Annotated in this window: 15 protein-coding genes; 13 read left to right on the forward strand and 2 right to left on the reverse strand. The window is 51.0% G+C overall.

What is annotated here, in order from left to right; translation table 11 throughout:
• Nucleotides 1-174: 174 nt before the first annotated feature.
• Nucleotides 175-324 carry a hypothetical protein gene (locus tag JOD01_RS00970; RefSeq protein ID WP_204516348.1) on the forward strand — a complete coding sequence of 50 codons (150 nt, stop codon included), beginning with the start codon at nt 175-177 and terminating at the stop codon, nt 322-324.
• Between the two features lie 12 nt (nt 325-336).
• On the opposite strand, the gene JOD01_RS00975 is transcribed toward JOD01_RS00970, so the two are convergent.
• Complete coding sequence (locus JOD01_RS00975; protein ID WP_204516349.1) at nt 337-996, reverse strand: hypothetical protein; 660 nt, start codon at nt 994-996, stop codon at nt 337-339.
• Nucleotides 997-1101: 105 nt separating this feature from the next.
• Here JOD01_RS00975 and JOD01_RS00980 point away from each other — a divergent pair, with 105 nt between their 5' ends.
• Nucleotides 1102-1938, forward strand: a complete 837-nt coding sequence (locus JOD01_RS00980) for a metallophosphoesterase (protein ID WP_239565105.1) — start codon at nt 1102-1104, stop codon at nt 1936-1938.
• Nucleotides 1939-2050: 112 nt separating this feature from the next.
• Nucleotides 2051-2230 (forward strand): DUF2759 family protein, encoded by a 180-nt coding sequence (locus JOD01_RS00985; RefSeq protein WP_204516350.1) that lies wholly within the window; start codon nt 2051-2053, stop codon nt 2228-2230.
• Between the two features lie 81 nt (nt 2231-2311).
• Here JOD01_RS00985 and JOD01_RS00990 read toward each other — a convergent pair whose 3' ends face one another.
• Nucleotides 2312-2572, reverse strand: a complete 261-nt coding sequence (locus JOD01_RS00990) for a DUF2627 domain-containing protein (RefSeq protein WP_239565106.1) — start codon at nt 2570-2572, stop codon at nt 2312-2314.
• A gap of 184 nt (nt 2573-2756) precedes the next feature.
• Here JOD01_RS00990 and JOD01_RS00995 point away from each other — a divergent pair, with 184 nt between their 5' ends.
• From JOD01_RS00995 to JOD01_RS01040, 10 genes are all read left to right on the forward strand, one after another.
• Nucleotides 2757-4808: a sigma 54-interacting transcriptional regulator gene (locus tag JOD01_RS00995; RefSeq protein WP_204516351.1), complete on the forward strand. Its 2052-nt coding sequence runs from the start codon at nt 2757-2759 to the stop codon at nt 4806-4808.
• Nucleotides 4809-5039: 231 nt separating this feature from the next.
• On the forward strand, nt 5040-6131 hold the full coding sequence (locus JOD01_RS01000) for a Leu/Phe/Val dehydrogenase (protein ID WP_204516352.1): 1092 nt from the start codon (nt 5040-5042) through the stop codon (nt 6129-6131).
• Nucleotides 6132-6199: 68 nt separating this feature from the next.
• Nucleotides 6200-7621: a dihydrolipoyl dehydrogenase gene (gene lpdA, locus JOD01_RS01005; protein ID WP_204516353.1), complete on the forward strand. Its 1422-nt coding sequence runs from the start codon at nt 6200-6202 to the stop codon at nt 7619-7621.
• A gap of 19 nt (nt 7622-7640) precedes the next feature.
• Nucleotides 7641-8642 carry a thiamine pyrophosphate-dependent dehydrogenase E1 component subunit alpha gene (locus JOD01_RS01010; RefSeq protein WP_204516354.1) on the forward strand — a complete coding sequence of 334 codons (1002 nt, stop codon included), beginning with the start codon at nt 7641-7643 and terminating at the stop codon, nt 8640-8642.
• A gap of 6 nt (nt 8643-8648) precedes the next feature.
• Complete coding sequence (locus JOD01_RS01015) at nt 8649-9632, forward strand: alpha-ketoacid dehydrogenase subunit beta (RefSeq protein WP_204516355.1); 984 nt, start codon at nt 8649-8651, stop codon at nt 9630-9632.
• Between the two features lie 20 nt (nt 9633-9652).
• On the forward strand, nt 9653-10936 hold the full coding sequence (locus JOD01_RS01020) for a dihydrolipoamide acetyltransferase family protein (protein WP_204516356.1): 1284 nt from the start codon (nt 9653-9655) through the stop codon (nt 10934-10936).
• A gap of 440 nt (nt 10937-11376) precedes the next feature.
• Nucleotides 11377-12621: a hypothetical protein gene (locus JOD01_RS01025; protein ID WP_204516357.1), complete on the forward strand. Its 1245-nt coding sequence runs from the start codon at nt 11377-11379 to the stop codon at nt 12619-12621.
• 48 nt (nt 12622-12669) lie between these two features.
• Nucleotides 12670-14856 carry a copper amine oxidase N-terminal domain-containing protein gene (locus tag JOD01_RS01030; RefSeq protein WP_204516358.1) on the forward strand — a complete coding sequence of 729 codons (2187 nt, stop codon included), beginning with the start codon at nt 12670-12672 and terminating at the stop codon, nt 14854-14856.
• 446 nt (nt 14857-15302) lie between these two features.
• On the forward strand, nt 15303-15812 hold the full coding sequence (gene mce, locus JOD01_RS01035) for a methylmalonyl-CoA epimerase (protein ID WP_239565107.1): 510 nt from the start codon (nt 15303-15305) through the stop codon (nt 15810-15812).
• Nucleotides 15781-17337 (forward strand): acyl-CoA carboxylase subunit beta, encoded by a 1557-nt coding sequence (locus JOD01_RS01040; RefSeq protein WP_204516359.1) that lies wholly within the window; start codon nt 15781-15783, stop codon nt 17335-17337. Before mce ends, JOD01_RS01040 begins: the two co-directional genes overlap by 32 nt.
• Nucleotides 17338-17461 lie beyond the last annotated feature (124 nt).

Raw genomic sequence — 17461 nt, forward strand, 5'->3', positions numbered from 1 at the left:
GGATCGATAAATTACGTTAATGTTAGCTTCCGGATTACAGACAGTATGTCATTGTCGGGCAGGAAACGGCTGTGTTTTGTGCAAGTGAAACGCTGGGTTTTCACTGCCGGGGAAATAAAAGCGGGAAGCTTGGCGCACGATAGGAGTATGGCGAAACAAAAGGGAGGGCTAACAGTGGCAAAGCTTGAGCAAAATCGGACCGGCAAAGAGCAGGAGTCCAAAACCGCCAGGCCGCCGCAAAGCGCGGAGCAATCTAGCAAGGATGAGTTTGTCAGCAACCAGGCGAAGCCGGTAGCGTCCGTTCAGCGCAAAGAGCTGTTCTAAAGAAAAGGTGAGTCAGGGGAAGGCGGAAAAAAATGCTCCTTTCCCTGAAACTGTGCCGGACTCGGCAACCGGCTTGTTCGGCAACGATTGGATCTGCCGCTGCATCTGTTCGCATTGGTCGAGAATTTTTCGCGCCAATTGATCGAGTGTAGCCCGGCCAAGTTTTTTTGCGTTCGCGCCTGGATAGGCAAGGATTTCGGCTAACGGTACCGGCGAGTCCCACAACAGGGCGGAGAGCTGTTGATATTCGTCGGCGAGCTGACGATATTGGGGCGAACCGGGAGCTACTTGCTTTTTGGCCAGCCATTCACCTGTGGCCATCGCCAATTTCGGCAGTTCGCTAACGATGTGGATGTACTGGGAGGCCAGTTGGTCGCCGAGTTCTTTGCCGAGCTGATCGTATACAACCGGCGAAACTTCCTCGTACAGGCGACGATTTTGCAGTGCGGTCAAATATCCATCTGCATAGCAGGACACGTCAGTCATTGGATTGGTATTCAGCATATTGGCAATACCGGCCAGAAAAGTGGAATCATTGTAGACGATTTCGTAATAAGACCTTTGGATTTCTGTGAAATTGAGTTGTTCTGTCGGTTTGAGTTGTACCTGGCAACCGGCGGCAATGAAACAAATGAAACATAGGGAGCAAAGCGCGGCGATTCGCCGTGACATCGTGACCGACCATCCTTTCCTGACATTCCTCTACCAGTCAAGTATAATGATTGGAGAAGGCTGGAGCAAAACAGCGGCGGGCTGACAAGCGAGGAGGAAGGGCCATTGCGGCGTAATCGAAAAATGCTGGCAAGAATGTTCGTCTACATGCATCGTTTTGGTTTTTTCTCGTTGTTTGCCGAACGCCAGCAGACAGAACTGGTACGCATTACGTTTTCTGCGGGAGAGCTGGCCCGCTCGCTTGGAGGGCTCAAGCTGGTCCAGATCAGCGACCTTCACCTTGGTCCTTATTATGGCCAAACAGAATTGGCGGCAGTCATAGAGATGATTAACGGAGAACAGCCCGATTTGCTGTGCTTTACAGGAGATCTGGTTGATACGGATCTTTCGCGGATAGAGGATGCGATCCCGCTGTTGCGAAAGTTGAATGCGCCGCTGGGGAAATATGCGGTTTTAGGCAACCATGACTACCGGGTCAACCCGTTGCGAGTGAAAAGCGGCTTGGAGCAATCGGGATTCGAGGTGCTGCTCAACGGTCATGTGCAAATAAGGCGAAATAGCGGGACCTTTTATGTGGCGGGCCTGGACGATGCGCTGCACGGTCAGCCGAGTTTGCCGCAAGCCTTACGCGGGATTCCGCAGGAAAGCGCCGTTATTTTGCTTGTCCATGAACCGGATTTCGCCGATCAGGCGCTGTCTGGGGCGGGCGATCGTTTTTGGCTGCAGCTGTCCGGGCACAGTCACGCCGGGCAAATACGCCTGCCAAAGCTGGGTGAGATCGTGACGCCGTTAATGGGCCGCAAATATGTCGGGGGATTATATCGCTTGGGTGGCTCCCCAACTCACCGCTTTCTGTATACCAATCGAGGGCTCGGTACCACCCTGATGCCGGTCCGATTGTACTGCAAACCGGAGGTTACGGTGATGACTTTTTTACAGTAAGAAAAAATGGAAACAATTTCAGATACGACTTGTATCCGCAAAAGGTACACTATATAATGGAATTGCCATTGTATTTTTCCAGCCTATTTCTGCCAAAGGAGTTGTCGTTATCATGCACATCACCTTGTTTGAGATTTTGATGTTTGTCTTTACGATCTTGATTTTCGCAGGAGTTGTACGTTCATTCAAAGCGAAGAACATGTTTGCGGTTGGATACGGTTTCATTGCTTTGGTTACCTTTGTCGTGGCGGACGTCTTGATTATCTATTACGCAACGTTGCCAAAGGCGTAACAGATTACATAATCAATAAAAAGAGACTATGCACAATGCGTAGTCTTTTTTTCTTTCCGCAATATGTGAAGGAGGATGCTGTTACTCTTCGTCCTCTTGTTCCGGCAGCATGAACCGAGGCTGTACCCGATTGCGTTTGCGGTCGTGGTGAAGAATAAATCCGCCGATAAACAAGACCGGAAGTACAAACAGGATCAGGCCGAGGATAAATTTTGCCCATTGAAAGGGCAGCGTAGGATTGAACAGAAGATAAAGGGTGTCACGCATCAGCTTGATTCCAAAGACCGCAATCGCTGCGGGAATCAGCATAATCAATAAAGCGAGCAACTTTTGTACGAGCAAGGGAGCCACTTCCTTTACGATGGTAACTGCATTCATCATAGCCGATTGGCACGTCGTTGTCCACGAAACGAACCAAAGAAAACGAAGATGCACTTGGAGCGAAGAAAAAATTATTAATAGCTTCTAATAGCAGCTACTAATAGTATATAATAGAAATGGGTACGATGGAGGAAGAGGGGACAAAATGCATAAACTTCTCATCGTTGGTGCGGGAAAAGGTGGAACGCTGCTGTTGCGGACTTTGTGCAAGATGGAGCAGATTCAGGTTGTTGCGGTCGTTGACAAACGCAAAGACGCGCCTGGCATCCAGCTTGCCCAATCGTTGGGAATTGAAGTTTCCGTGGAATATCAACCCTATTTACAGCAGGAGATTGATGTCATCCTGGAAGCAACCAACGACCACGCGATTTACGCTGATATTTTGCACAGAAAGCGCGACAAAACCGTGTTGATTCCCAGCACGATCAGCAGCATGATGATCCACCTGCTGGAAGAACGCAATCAGCTGATCAAAAAGTTGTTGCAAAATCAGCGGGAATATCAAACGATGCTTAACTCCACCCATGACGGCATTATTGGAGTGAATGCCGAAGGAATCATTACCCTGTTTAACAGTGCGGCCCAACGGTTGTTTGGGCTGGAGGCAAAACAGGTTCTGGGAACAAAAGCGAGCACGACCATTCCCAATACCCGATTACATATTGTCTTGCAAACAGGCGAACCCGAGTTGAACCAGGAACAAGTACTGCCCAATCGCACCCGAATTATTACCAATCGGGTTCCGGTCAGGAATTTGCAGGGGAAAATCATCGGCGCAATCGCGGTCTTCCGAGACATTACGGAAATTATGGCGCTTGCCGAAGAAGTTACCGATTTGAAAGAACTGAAAAGTATGCTGCAAGCGATTATCCAGTCGTCGGATGAGGCGATTTCCGTCGTAGACGCAAACGGGATTGGACTGATGATTAATCCCGCTTATACGAGGCTTACAGGGCTCAGTCAGGATGATGTCATCGGCAAGCCGGCCACTGTGGATATCTCTGAAGGCGAAAGCATGCATTTGCAAGTGTTGAAAACGAAAAAGCCGGTGCGGGGAGTACCGATGAAGCTGGGCCCGAAGCGAAAAGACGTGATTGTCAATGTTGCGCCTGTGATCGTCGATGGGATATTAAGAGGCAGTGTCGGCGTCATTCACGATATCTCAGAATTCAAGACATTGAGCGAAGAGCTGGAGAAAGCGCGCAGCATCATTCGTACTTTGGAGGCAAAATACACCTTTGAAGAGATCATCGGACAGAGTGAACCGATGAAAACGGCGCTGCTTCAGGCGAAGCGGGTTGCCGTCACCCCGGCGACCGTGATGCTGCGCGGAGAATCGGGCACAGGGAAAGAGCTGTTTGCCCACGCTATCCATAATGCGAGCGACCGTAAATATCACCAGTTTATCCGGGTAAACTGCGCCGCCATTTCTGAATCATTGCTGGAGAGCGAACTGTTTGGCTACGAAGAAGGGGCTTTTACCGGTGCAAAGCGGGGCGGCAAACGCGGCTTGTTCGAAGAGGCCAACGGCGGGACGATTTTTCTGGACGAAATCGGTGAATTGTCGGTCAGTACACAGGCCAAATTGCTGCGGGTGCTGCAGGAAAAAGAAATCGTCCGGGTAGGCGGCAGCAAACCGATCGCCATCGACGTGCGCATTATCGCAGCGACGCATGTCAATCTGGAGTCAGCGATTCAGGAAGGCAGATTCCGCGAAGATCTCTACTATCGGCTGCATGTCGTACCGATCCATATTCCGCCATTGCGGCAACGGCTCAGTGACATCGAACCGTTGGCCCGCCACATTTTGCACCGGTTGAATTTGGATTACGGGCGCAGTGTGGAAGCGGTGGCACCGGAGGCGATGAAGCTGCTCGGCAGTTATCATTGGCCGGGAAATGTGCGGGAGCTGGAAAACATCCTCGGTCGGGCCATGATCAATATGAAATACAGCGAAACGGTCATATTAGCTGCGCATCTTCCCGCGCTGTCGGCGAAAGCGACGGAGCCGAGCGCCGCCGGATTGCCGCCGGATCGGCCAAACCAAAGTTTGAAAGCAGCGCTCGAGGAAACGGAAAAACTTCTGATTAAGCGTCAGCTGGAAGCGGTGCAAGGCAACCGTACGGAAGCGGCCAAACGGCTGGGAATTTCGATTCGAGCGCTGTATTACAAAATGGAGAAGTTTGGTTTGCTTTAATTTGTTGTCTATGCAATTTGTTGCCTGCAAATTTTTGCAAAAGTGTGAGCGGTTTTGCAGACAGCACGACAGCATTTCGCGCAAAAGGATGCTTTTACGGTATGCAAGCAGGCATGAGAATGTTTGGCATTCATATTGCAAAGACTCATAGCGGAATTAACTCCAGTGAAACCTAGGAAGGATTCCAGCGAAAGACGAACTTTATTCCTGATCATTTAGGGGGCTTCTGCTATGAAAATCTTTGATTATTTGCAACGCTACGATTATGAACAACTCGTTTTTTGTCACGATGCCGCTTCCGGATTGCGGGCGGTGATTGCGATTCATGACACGACGCTTGGACCGGCGCTTGGCGGAACAAGAATGTGGACGTATCAGTCGGAAGAAGAAGCGGTCATCGATGCTCTCCGTCTCGCTCGCGGCATGACCTACAAAAATGCGGCAGCCGGTTTGAATATTGGCGGAGGCAAAGCGGTGCTCATCGGCGATCCGCGCAAAGATAAAAGCGAAGCGTTGTTCCGCGCATTTGGCCGCTATATTCAAGGCTTGAACGGCCGTTACATCACGGCGGAGGACGTGGGTACGACCGTTGCCGACATGGACCTGATCCATATGGAGACGGATTACGTGACCGGTGTTTCGCCGGCGTTTGGTTCCAGCGGCAATCCTTCGCCGGTTACAGCCTATGGCGTCTATCGCGGTATGAAAGCCGCGGCCAAGGTTGCGTTTGGCGATGACAGTCTGTCCGGCAAAACGATCGCGGTTCAGGGTGTGGGCAATGTTGCCTACAATCTGTGCAGACATTTGCATGAGGAAGGGGCCAATCTGGTCGTAACCGACATCCAGGAAGAAAATATGAACCGGGCCGTCCGTGATTTCGGCGCCAAAGCGGTGGGAGTGCGCGATATTTTTGGCGTTGACTGCGATATTTTTGCGCCATGCGCTTTGGGGGCGGTCATCAATGACGAGACGATCCCGCTGTTAAAGGCAAAAGTGATTGCCGGAGCGGCCAATAACCAGTTGAAAGAAGAGCGGCACGGCGATCTGGTCCATGAGATGGGCATCGTCTATGCTCCCGATTATGTGATCAATGCCGGCGGGGTGATCAACGTTGCTGATGAACTGCAGGGCTACAACCGCGAAAGAGCATTGAAGAAAGTAGAAACGATTTATGATAGTATTCTAAAAGTATTCGAAATCTCGGAACGGGATCGGATCCCTTCTTATCAAGCGGCCGACCGGATGGCCGAAGAAAGAATTATGCAAATGGCCAAATCACGCAGCACGTTTTTGCGCAACGAAAAAACAGTTTTTGCAAAGTAACGAAATCGGATGATTCATATCTGCCTCCCGGTTCTTCCGGGAGACAGATCAGAGAAAGGATTGAAACCATGTCACAAGAATTTGATCTGGTTGTGTTGGGCGGGGGAATGGGCGGCTACGTGGCGGCTATTCGCGCAGCCCAGCTGGGAATGTCTGTCGCGCTGGTGGAAAAGGAGAAATTGGGCGGAACATGTTTGCACCGCGGCTGCATTCCGTCAAAAGCGTTATTGCGTAGCGCCGAAGTTTTTGCCACTTTGCGTGAAAGTGAGAAGTTTGGCGTCATGGCGGATAATCTCCGTTTTGACTTTGCCAAAGTGCAGCAGCGGAAAGAAGCGATCGTCGAGCAATTGCACAAAGGTGTTCAATATTTAATGAACAAAGGCAAAATTTCCGTTTTCGCCGGATTTGGCCGGGTAATGGGCCCGTCAATCTTTTCGCCGCAAGCCGGTGCAGTACGCATCGAACGGGAAAACGGCGAACAGGAAATTTTGGTTCCGCGATACTTGCTGCTGGCGACCGGATCTCGTCCGCGCACGCTCCCTGGGCTTAAAGTCGACGGAGAATATGTGCTGACCAGCGACGAAGCCTTGCAGCTTGAGCGTCTGCCTGCTTCCATTGTGATTGTTGGCGGCGGCGTGATCGGAATTGAATGGGCATCGATGCTGAATGATTTCGGGGTTGAGGTTACCGTGATTGAGTACGCCGATCGCATTTTACCGTTGGAAGATGAAGAAGTGAGCAAAGAAATCACTCGTCTGTTAAAGAAACGGAAGGTAAAGATTGTGACGTCGGCAAAAGTTGTACCGGACAGCGTAACGATTACCGAGGGACAGGTTACGATCAAAGCGGAGTCGGCAGAAGGAGAAAAAGCCTTTTCCGCCGAAAAACTGCTTGTTTCGGTCGGACGCCAGGCCAATATTGAGAATCTTGGTCTGGAAGCGACGGAAATTCAAATCGACCGTGGCGCCATTGTGGTAAACGAGCATTTCCAGACAGCAGAACCGCACATCTATGCCGTAGGGGATGTCATTGGCGGCGTGCAGCTGGCGCATGTGGCCGCCCATGAAGGTTTGCTCGCTGTGGAACATATGGCCGGACGGCAGCCTCAGCCAATGGATTACCGGCAAGTACCGAAATGCACCTACAGCCGTCCCGAAATCGCCAGTGTTGGTTTGACGGAAGCAGAAGCGCGAGAGCAAGGCTATGAGATCAAGACGGGAAAATTCAGTTTCAAGGCTTTGGGCAAAGCATTGGTATTGGGAGAGAATGACGGGTTTGTGAAATTGGTCGTTGATGCCCGGACAAACGACTTGCTGGGTGTCCATATGATCGGCCCGCACGTAACCGACATGATCTCCGAAGCGGGGTTGGCTCGTCTGCTTGATGCCACTCCTTGGGAAATCGGACAAACGATTCATCCGCATCCGACGCTTTCGGAAGCGATTGCCGAAGCGGCGCTGGATGTCGATGGGGAAGCTATTCATTCGTAAGGTAGGAGGACTGGACGCGATGATGGTAAATCGCCATAAGGAAGTCGGGCTGACCGACGAACAGGTGCTGGACATGTACTACTACATGTTGCTGGCGCGAAAAATTGACGAACGGCAATGGCTGTTGAACCGGGCGGGCAAAGTGCCTTTTGTTGTCTCCTGTCAGGGACAAGAGGCGGCTCAGGTGGGAGCAGCATTTGCTTTTGAAAAAGGCAACGATTACTCCTGCCCGTACTATCGTGATTTGGGCTTTGTGTTAGTGATGGGGCAAACGCCGCGCGACTGCATGTTGTCCGTCTTTGCCAAGGCAGAGGAACCAAACAGCGGCGGGCGGCAAATGCCGGGCCACTTTGGCAGCAGAAAACTGAATATGCTGTCCGGTTCCAGCCCGGTGACAACCCAGGTGCCGCACGCTGTAGGCATCGCTTTGGCGGGACGTATGCAGGGCAAAAATCACGTTGTATATACTTCGTTCGGCGAAGGGTCCAGCAATCAGGGGGATTTTCATGAAGGAGCGAATTTTGCCGGCGTGCACAAATTGCCAGTCATTTTCTTTTGTGAAAATAACCAATACGCCATCTCTGTTCCGCTGAAAAAGCAATTGGGCGGCAAAGTGGCCGATCGGGCCATCGGTTACGGGTTCAAAGGCATTACGGTGGACGGGAACGATCCGATCGAAACATACCGTGTGGTCAAGGAAGCGGTTGATCGTGCGCGCGCCGGCGAGGGGCCGACACTGATCGAAGCGATCATGTACCGGCTTGTTCCCCATTCCAGCGACGACGACGATCGCACTTATCGTTCCCGTGAGGAAGTGGAGGAAGCGAAACGACGCGATCCTGTGCCAGCCTTTGCTGCCTATTTGCGCGAGGTTGGCGTCATGGATGAAGCGAAGGAAGCGGAAATTAACCAGCGCGTGCAACAGGAAGTGGATGACGCAACGGAGTATGCCGAAAACGCGCCATATCCTGATCCTGCGTCCTTGTATCAGCATGTGTACGGAGAGAGTAAGGAGGTTTAACGGAAAATGGCGGTTATTTCATATATTGATGCGATTACGATGGCGATGCGCGAAGAAATGCGACGGGACCCCAACGTGTTTGTTTTGGGGGAAGATGTCGGCGTACGGGGCGGGGTGTTTCGCACAACTGCCGGCCTGATCGAAGAATTTGGCGAACAGCGGGTGGTTGATACGCCGTTGGCGGAATCAGCCATCGTTGGCGTCGGGATCGGTGCTGCAGCCTATGGCATGCGGCCGATCGCCGAAATCCAATTCGCCGATTTTATCATGCCGGCCGTAAACCAGATCGTCAGTGAAGCGGCAAAGATGCGCTACCGTTCCAACAATGACTGGAACTGTCCGATCACGATTCGCGCTCCGTTTGGCGGCGGCGTGCACGGCGGTCTGTACCATTCGCAGTCGGTGGAAGCGATGTTTACCAATGTGCCCGGGTTGAAGGTGGTTGTTCCGGCTACGCCTTATGATGCCAAAGGTTTGTTAAAGGCAGCGGTCCGCGACGACGATCCTGTGCTCTTTTTTGAGCATAAGCGCTGCTATCGCTTAATTAAAGGGGAAGTGCCGGAAACCGATTATACCGTGCCGATCGGCAAAGCGGAGGTCAAACGGGAAGGAACGGATATTACGGTGATCTCTTACGGCTTAACTTTGCATTTTGCCTTGCAGGCCGCGGAAAAATTGGCGCAGGAAGGGATCAGCGCGCATATTCTCGATTTGCGCACCTTGTATCCGCTCGACAAAGAAGCGATTGTGGAAGCGGCAGCGAAAACGGGCAAAGTGCTGATCGTCCATGAAGATAACAAGGAAGGCGGCGTCGGAGGCGAAGTGGCGGCGATCATTGCGGAACACTGTCTGTTTGACCTGGATGCCCCGATCCGTCGGCTGTGCGGTCCGGACGTTCCGGCAATGCCTTACAGTCCGACGTTGGAAAAGCAATTTATTTTAAATCCGGATCAGGTGCTGCAAGCGATGCGCGAACTGGCACACTTTTGAAATGGTATAGGAGGTAAACGATGGCAACGAAAGTGCTGATGCCCCAGCTCGGCGAAAGCGTAACCGAAGGAACCATTAGCAAGTGGCTGGTCAAGGTGGGCGATGTGGTGCAGAAATACGACGCGCTCGCTGAGGTAGCCACAGACAAAGTAAACGCGGAAGTGCCTTCAACAGTGGCTGGCAAAGTGACGGAAATCGTCGTTCCGGAAGGAGAAACAGTCTCGGTAGGCACGCTGATTTTATATATTGAAGAAGCCGGCAGCGCGGCAGCGGAACCGTCCGCTGACACTGTTATCCGCCAAGAGAGCGGCATGGCGTCAGGGCAGCACGAGCAAACGGCTGCTTCGGCGGCAGCCAAACAGCGGTTTTCGCCTGCCGTCTTGCGTCTCGCCCAGGAACACAACATTGATTTGACGCTTATTACGGGAACGGGTGCAGGCGGGCGGATTACACGCAAGGATGTGCAGCAGGTGATCGAACAAGGGGGACAAAAGAGTACAGCGCAAACTGCTCCCGCTCCGCGCAACTCGCCTGCTGTCTATGAAGAACCGTCCGTCAAGGCGCCGGCGATCAGCACACCAACACCGAGCATACCAAAGCCGAGCCAAGGGGACCTGGTCATTCCGGTAACGCCGCTGAGAAAAACGATCGCTGCGCGGATGACGCAAAGCAAGCAAGAAATCCCGCACGCCTGGACGATGGTTGAAGTAGATGTCACCAATCTGGTCAAGCTGCGCAACCGATGGAAAACGAAAGTGAAAGAACAGGAAGGGATCAATTTGACGTTCCTGCCATTTTTCATCAAGGCGGTAGTAGAAGCGTTGAAAGAATACCCGATGATGAATTCGACCTGGCAAGGCGAGCAAATCGTCGTCCGGAAAGATGTAAATATCTCCATAGCGGTTGCCACCGAGGATGCCTTGTTTGTACCCGTCATCAAGAACGCCGACCAAAAATCGGTGTTCGGCATTGCCAAAGCGGTGGAAGAGTTGGCTGCGAAAACGCGCGCCGGGAAACTGACGCTCGACGATATGTCAGGCGGCACGTTCACGGTGAATAACACCGGTTCATTCGGTTCCGTGTTGTCCGTACCGATTATCAACCCGCCGCAGGCAGCGATTTTGAGTGTCGAAGCGATTGTCAAACGGCCGGTCGTCATCGAGGACATGATCGCGATACGCTCAATGGTCAATCTGTGTCTGTCGCTTGACCATCGCATACTGGACGGACTCGTTTGCGGACGTTTCCTGCAAAGCGTCAAGCAAAAACTAGAAAACATAGGACCGGACACGCCGATTTACTAGGCTGACGAAATCCCGAAATCCTGTAAATAAAAGCAGGAAAGAGCCAGTTGTCCTGAAAAGGAAGCTGGTTTTTTCTTTTTTTTACGAAAATCTGGAGAAGGATGAAACTTTTTTCCTGTTTGGCCGTCATACTTTAAGAAGACGTCCGTTTACTGAACGTTGGGAAGTGCTAAAATTCGATAAAATTTGATTAAATTTATATTAAACATTCCCTCGTCTCTCTATTTATGGTAAACTGGAGTCGATCTTGGTTGGTGGGTAAAAATTTTTTTATCAGGAGGGGGCGATTGCGAACTGCGAACAAAGTTGTTGCCGACCTGCCGCTGAACTTGTTCCAAGTACGGCCGGCAAGCCGCTGAAGATCAACAGTTCACAAAGAGAGCGAAGCACCCGTGAAACCACAGATAAGAAAAATTTTGAAGATTTTTTGGGAGGATAATATGAACAAACAGAAAAAAGTGCTGCCTTTCATGTTGGCCGCTGCCGTAGCGACCACACCATTTTTTGCCGCAAACAGCGCATACGCTGTTAAAAACGTGGAAGTTGACGCCGATGACACCGATACTGGTGAAACGACCGATTATGAAATCACCTTTGAATTGGAAGAAGATTTGGACGAAGGTGACGAGATTATCATCACTTTCGACGATGAATTCGAAATTGATGAAGACATCGATGAAAATGATGTGGAAGTTGAAAATAAAGAAGCGAATAAAGTTAAATACGATGAAGATGACAACTCCATCACCATCGAAGCGCCTGACGATTATGACGACGGTGACGAAATTACGGTTGAATTGAAGGACGTTATCACGAACCCGGATGATGATGACACCTACAAAATTACGGTAGAAACCGAGAACGATGACGATGACGACTATGATAAAGTCGGTATCGGCGATGATGCGGACGATGACGACGATGAAGATTTCACCGTAACGACCGACAACAATTATGCCGGCAAACAAACTTCCTGGTTGCTGGAAGATTTGGATTTGGATGACGATTTGAAGAAAAATGAATGGTTGGAAGTCACTTTCCCTGACAAAGACATGCTGCCTGGCGACATTAAAAACAGCTATGTCAAAATCAACGGTTCCAGCGTAAAAGGCGTTGAGATCAGCGGTTCGACCGTAAAATTGAAAGTGCCAACCGGTGCGGATGACGATGATGAGGCGGAAATCGAATTCAAACTGGCTGCCAGTGTCAACAACCCGACTTCTAAAAAAGACAACTACCATGTGAAAGTGAAATGGGATGGCAAAACCTACACTTCCGCTGACTATGAAGTCGTAAGCAATCCGGATGCAGACGAACAGCCAATTACGTTGTCCAGCAACAAAGCAGGGGAAAAATCGGGTTACACGATCGAAGCCAACTTTGATGACGAACAACTGAAACCATACTATCAATTGACCATTGAATTCCCGAGCTCGTTTGACCTGCCTTCTTCTATCAGCACCTCCTATGTAAAATTGAACGGAACGAAAGCGAAATCGGTGAAAGTCGACGATAATGAAATTACGATCACGGCTTCCGGCAGTTTCTATTCTGACAACGATGTAAAAGTAGAGATCAGCTCCAGCGCAGGCATCAAAAACCCAAGCACCGCTGGCCAATATTCGCTCGATCTTTCCATTAACGACGCATCGATCACAACTGACAAGTTCAGCATCACGAAATAATCGATAGTGAGAAAAAGCTGTTACTTTCAGTTATAGGAGGATTCTGTCATGGAGAAACGTAAAAGGGTTTTGCCTGTAATGATGGCTGCGACGATCGCAACCGTTCCGTTTCTTTCCGTGCCGCAAGCCTATGCCGTCACCGACGTGAGTGTTGACGCCGATGATACAGACACAGATGAGGAAACGGACTATACGATTGAATTTGAAATCGAGGAAGATTTGGACGAAGGTGATGAAATTACCATCACCTTCGATGACGAATTTGAGATCGATGACGATATCGATGAGGGTGACGTCGAAGTAGATGGAGACGAACCAAACGACGTCTCCTACGATGACGACGATAATTCAATCACGATTGAAGTGCCGGACGACTATGAAGAGGGTGACACCATCACCGTCGATATTTTCGGTGTTATCACCAATCCGGAAGACGATGACGATTATAAGATTACCGTCGAAACGGAAAACGACGACGATGACGATTATGACTATGTCGAAATCGGCGATGGTGACGATGATGACGACGACGGCGAATTCGATGTAGATATATCTACGGATGAAGAATACGAGGAAGCAAAATGGGTCTTTGACAACTTTGATCTCGACGATGAGTTGGAAGAAGATGAAGAAATCGTCATCACTTTCCCGGATGAAGACATGCTGCCGAGTGATATCGATACCGAAGATGTCGAGATTAACGGTGAAGAGGTGGATGATGTCGAAGTCGATGACGATGAGGTCACGATCACCATTCCATCTGATGTCGATGGAGATGACCTCGATGAGATCGTGTTCAAAAAATCGGCCGGCATTGAGACTCCGGAAGAGGACGATGACTATACGATTACCCTCGAGTATATGGATGAAGAGTATGAATCGGAGGAATTCGATATCGACGGCGATGGCAACTCAAGCAGTTCTTCCGCATCATCCAGTTCTGCTGCCGATATCGATTTCCCGGTTTCCTTGTCCAGCATTACGACAGGAGCTGCGTCCAGTTTCTCGTTTGAGGCCAATTTTGGCAACAGCAAACTGAAGGCGGGCGATGATGTCGTCATTCAGTTCCCGGCTGGAACGACAATGCCAACTTTTCTGACTACGTCCAACTTTACCATAAACGGCAGAACGGTCAGCAAAGCGTCGGTCACCGGCAACCGGTTGTATCTGACCGCTCCCAGCGGCATGGGTACAACCAATACGGTGCGTGTGGTGATCAGTTCGAGTGCGGGGATCACCCATCCGAAAACCCCAGGTTCTTATTCATTGTCAATGACCGTGGATGGCAAGACGATTACGTCCGACAGTTTCACAATCCGCGATGCTGTGGCGACTCCAGTGACATCGACTCCGTCGACAACACCAGCGACCACGACGACGCCAGCACCGGCTGCGAGTGCGGTAAACAACAGCACGGCTACCGTTTACTTGCAAACGACGGCGTTGAACGCACCGGCAGGCTTTAACATCGAAATCAAAGGGATGGGCATGCCGTTGCGAAAAGGGCAAGATTTTATTGAGGTTGTCCTTCCGGCAGGCTTCAAAGTTCCTGCTTATATCGCGACAACGAATGTGTCGGTTAACCGGGTGAATGCCAACTACGTTGCAGTGCGCGGCAACAACCTGTTGATTTATCCTGGCCAAGATATTCCGGCCGGGACGGCTGCCAGCATCATTATCAGCAATAAGGGCGGCATCAAGACACCTTCGGCAAAAGGCGTCTACAATGTAAGTCTGTATAATTCGGAAGAAAAAGGTGTGCTGTTCTCTCGTCCGGTTAGTGTTGGCGGAGCTCCGTTGCCAAAAGTGACGACACCGGCACCGGCTGCATCGAAACCTGCGGCGACAACGCCTGCTTTTACGATTCCGGCGGGGGCAGCCAGCATGAAGCTGAATGTCGCTTCCTTTACATTGAACGGCAAAACCTACCCGGTTAGTGTCGCGCCGTATGTATCGGCAGATACGACGATGGTTCCTGCACAGTTCTTTAAAGAAGCATTGGCGCTCTCAACGATCTGGGATCAAAAAACCGTTTCAATTGTCAGCGGCACTACCGTGGCTCGTTTGACGGTTGGGTCCAATCAGGCTGTGATCGGCAATACGTCCGTCACATTGCCAACCGCTGTCCAGTTGAAAAACGGTATGCCGATGGTTCCGGTTCGTGCCATTGCGGAAAAACTCGGCTATAAAGTCGGATATGACCCAAAAACCGGTGCATTTTACGTGTATAAATAGAACAGGAACAACTTCTCGGCAAGAGAGGGAGGGCAAGCTGACGTCTGGTTTGAAACAGGCGTCAGCTTGTTTCGTTTTTGAGCGGATGATAACGGTTTCCTATGTCTGGAAATAGACAACGGCAGGCAGGACAAGAGACAAAACGAGTATAACGATAAGAATTTTGGACAACAGCGCGATCGTCGATTTCTTCATTCTGACCTCCTTAAAAAGTAGTTTCATGTCGCAGTTGCCGCAACGGCGAAGGGAAAATAGCAGTTCGTAAAGGAAGGTATCTTTACAAGATTGTACCCAACTCTCACAATTGTGGCAACATCGGCTGATTGACTGACATTCATCCCAACGCGGCATTCTGCGGGCGGTTTGGTTATCCTTCTTCTGGAGCGGGCATAAGCATTTGGTATGAAGCTGGCGAGAAAACGCGCTGAGTAAGAGAGGGATTGCCATTGCGAGAGATTGTGGCTGGTTTTGCGGCATGGAGCGGCTCAAACGGGACGAAGCACATCCCTGGCGGCAAGTTCGCGCATATTGGTGTTGCGGTGAAGCGAATCGAAGCGGTGCTGCCTTTTTATTGTGAGCAGCTCGGAATGTTGCTGCTTCAGCAGGAAGTGGTCGATCGAGAGCAAGTGAAAATCTGTATGCTTGGATGTGGCGAGATGCGGCTTGAACTATTGGAGCCGCTCGGTACGGAAAGTCCGGTAGGCAAATTTTTGCGCAAAAGAGGAGAGGGAATGCATCATCTCGCTTTTGAGGTACGGGATATAGAGCAGCAGCTCGCTCATTTGCGCAACCAAGGAGTGCGTCTGCTTGATGAGTGCCCGAGGCAGGGGGCAAACGACAGCCTGATTGCTTTTTTGCATCCACAGGCCGCCAGCGGTGTGTTGATCGAATTAATCCAATCCCTTCCGCGAAAGGAGTCCGGTGATGAGCGAGCTGATCCAGCAGAAAATCGATGAGCTCCATTGGCGCAAACGGTTGATCGAACAGGGAGGAGGGGATGATCGGATTGCGGCCCAGCGCGATCGCGGCAAACAGACGGCCAGAGAGAGACTGGCGCTCTTGCTGGATTCCGGAAGTTTTGTGGAACTGAATTCATTTGTGACGGGGCGATCGACTTCATTGGCGTGCGAGTATGGCGAGGCTCCTGGCGAAGGAGTTGTCACTGGCTATGGCAAAATCAATAAACGTTTGGTGTTTGTGTTTGCCCAAGATTTTACCGTGTTCGGCGGGGCGCTGGGGGAGATGCACGCGAAAAAAATTGCGGCGATTATGGACTTGGCCGGCAAGACGGGCGCTCCTTTGATCGGGTTGAATGACTCCGGAGGTGCCCGCATTCAGGAAGGAGTGGCTGCTCTGGACGGATACGGGCAAATCTTTTACCGAAACGTGCGCTATTCCGGATTGATACCGCAAATTTCGGTCATCCTTGGCCCGTGCGCTGGCGGAGCCGTCTATTCGCCGGCTTTGACGGATTTTTTGCTGATGGTCGAACATACTTCGCAAATGTTCATCACCGGTCCGAAAGTGACGGAGACGGTGACAGGAGAGAAAATAAGCAGCGAAGAATTGGGCGGAGCTCGCGTCCACGCTGCTCTCAGCGGCAACGTGCATTTCACAGCCGCAACGGAAAACGACGTCTTTTACCAGCTCCGCCAGTTGCTCAGTTATTTGCCGCAAAACTGTCGGGAAATGCCTCCCGTTTTGCCGTATGACGGGCCAGAGCGCGACTGGATCGAGGAACTCATCGAAACCGTGCCGGCTGTCGGAACGAAAGCATATGACGTGAAAAAGCTGCTCCAGCTGATTGTTGATTATGGTGACTTTCTGGAGGTGCAGGCCGAATTCGCCAAAAATGTTGTCGTCGGATTCGGGCGTATCAACGGTCACAGTGTGGGGATTGTCGCCAATCAGCCGAAATATATGGCTGGCGGATTGGACATTGATGCGTCCGACAAGCTCTCCCGTTTTGTCCGCACTTGCGACTGTTTCAATATTCCTCTGATTACGTTTGTGGATGTGCCTGGATTTTATCCCGGATTGGTACAGGAGCATGGCGGACTGATCCGCCACGGGGCAAAGATTTTGTATGCGTATGCGGAAGCAACTGTGCCAAAAATTTCCGTGATTACGCGCAAAGCGTATGGAGGCGCTTTTGTAGCGCTCAACTCCAAAGCGATGGGAGCCGACCTCGTTTTTGCCTGGCCGCAAGCTGAAATGGCCGTGATGGGACCGGAGGCGGCGGTGGCCATCATCTACGCAAAACAGATTCGCCAAAGCGCCGAGCCGAAACAAACACGCTTGGACAAAATCAGTGAATATCGCCGCCGGTTTGCCAATCCTTATGTGGCGGCCGGATATGGCATGGTCGACGAGGTGATTGATCCGCGGGCGACCCGGCTGCATCTCAAAAGGTCTCTCGAGCTGTTGCAACAGAAACAGGAGCAGCGCCCGACAAAGAAGCACGGCAATATTCCGCTGTAAAAACGGAAATGGTTGGGTTATACTTAAAGAGATTTGAAAGACAACCCCATCCGGTGCTTAAAGTAGGGTGGATGAGCGATGGGTTACCTCAAGGAGCGGATATCCTTGGGGTGGTTTTACATAG

It is taken from the genome of Brevibacillus fulvus, assembly GCF_016908525.1.
GTDB classification, from domain to species: domain Bacteria; phylum Bacillota; class Bacilli; order Brevibacillales; family Brevibacillaceae; genus Brevibacillus_G; species Brevibacillus_G fulvus.

What these genes read in the sequence shown, in the direction of transcription:
- JOD01_RS00975 (WP_204516349.1), bottom strand. Translation starts at nt 996, where the DNA reads ATGTCACGGCGAATCGCCGCGCTTTGCTCCCTATGTTTCATTTGTTTC.
- JOD01_RS00985 (WP_204516350.1), top strand. Translation starts at nt 2,051, where the DNA reads ATGCACATCACCTTGTTTGAGATTTTGATGTTTGTCTTTACGATCTTG.
- JOD01_RS00995 (WP_204516351.1), top strand. Translation starts at nt 2,757, where the DNA reads ATGCATAAACTTCTCATCGTTGGTGCGGGAAAAGGTGGAACGCTGCTG.
- JOD01_RS01000 (WP_204516352.1), top strand. Translation starts at nt 5,040, where the DNA reads ATGAAAATCTTTGATTATTTGCAACGCTACGATTATGAACAACTCGTT.
- lpdA (WP_204516353.1), top strand. Translation starts at nt 6,200, where the DNA reads ATGTCACAAGAATTTGATCTGGTTGTGTTGGGCGGGGGAATGGGCGGC.
- JOD01_RS01010 (WP_204516354.1), top strand. Translation starts at nt 7,641, where the DNA reads ATGATGGTAAATCGCCATAAGGAAGTCGGGCTGACCGACGAACAGGTG.
- JOD01_RS01015 (WP_204516355.1), top strand. Translation starts at nt 8,649, where the DNA reads ATGGCGGTTATTTCATATATTGATGCGATTACGATGGCGATGCGCGAA.
- JOD01_RS01020 (WP_204516356.1), top strand. Translation starts at nt 9,653, where the DNA reads ATGGCAACGAAAGTGCTGATGCCCCAGCTCGGCGAAAGCGTAACCGAA.
- JOD01_RS01025 (WP_204516357.1), top strand. Translation starts at nt 11,377, where the DNA reads ATGAACAAACAGAAAAAAGTGCTGCCTTTCATGTTGGCCGCTGCCGTA.
- JOD01_RS01030 (WP_204516358.1), top strand. Translation starts at nt 12,670, where the DNA reads ATGGAGAAACGTAAAAGGGTTTTGCCTGTAATGATGGCTGCGACGATC.
- JOD01_RS01040 (WP_204516359.1), top strand. Translation starts at nt 15,781, where the DNA reads ATGAGCGAGCTGATCCAGCAGAAAATCGATGAGCTCCATTGGCGCAAA.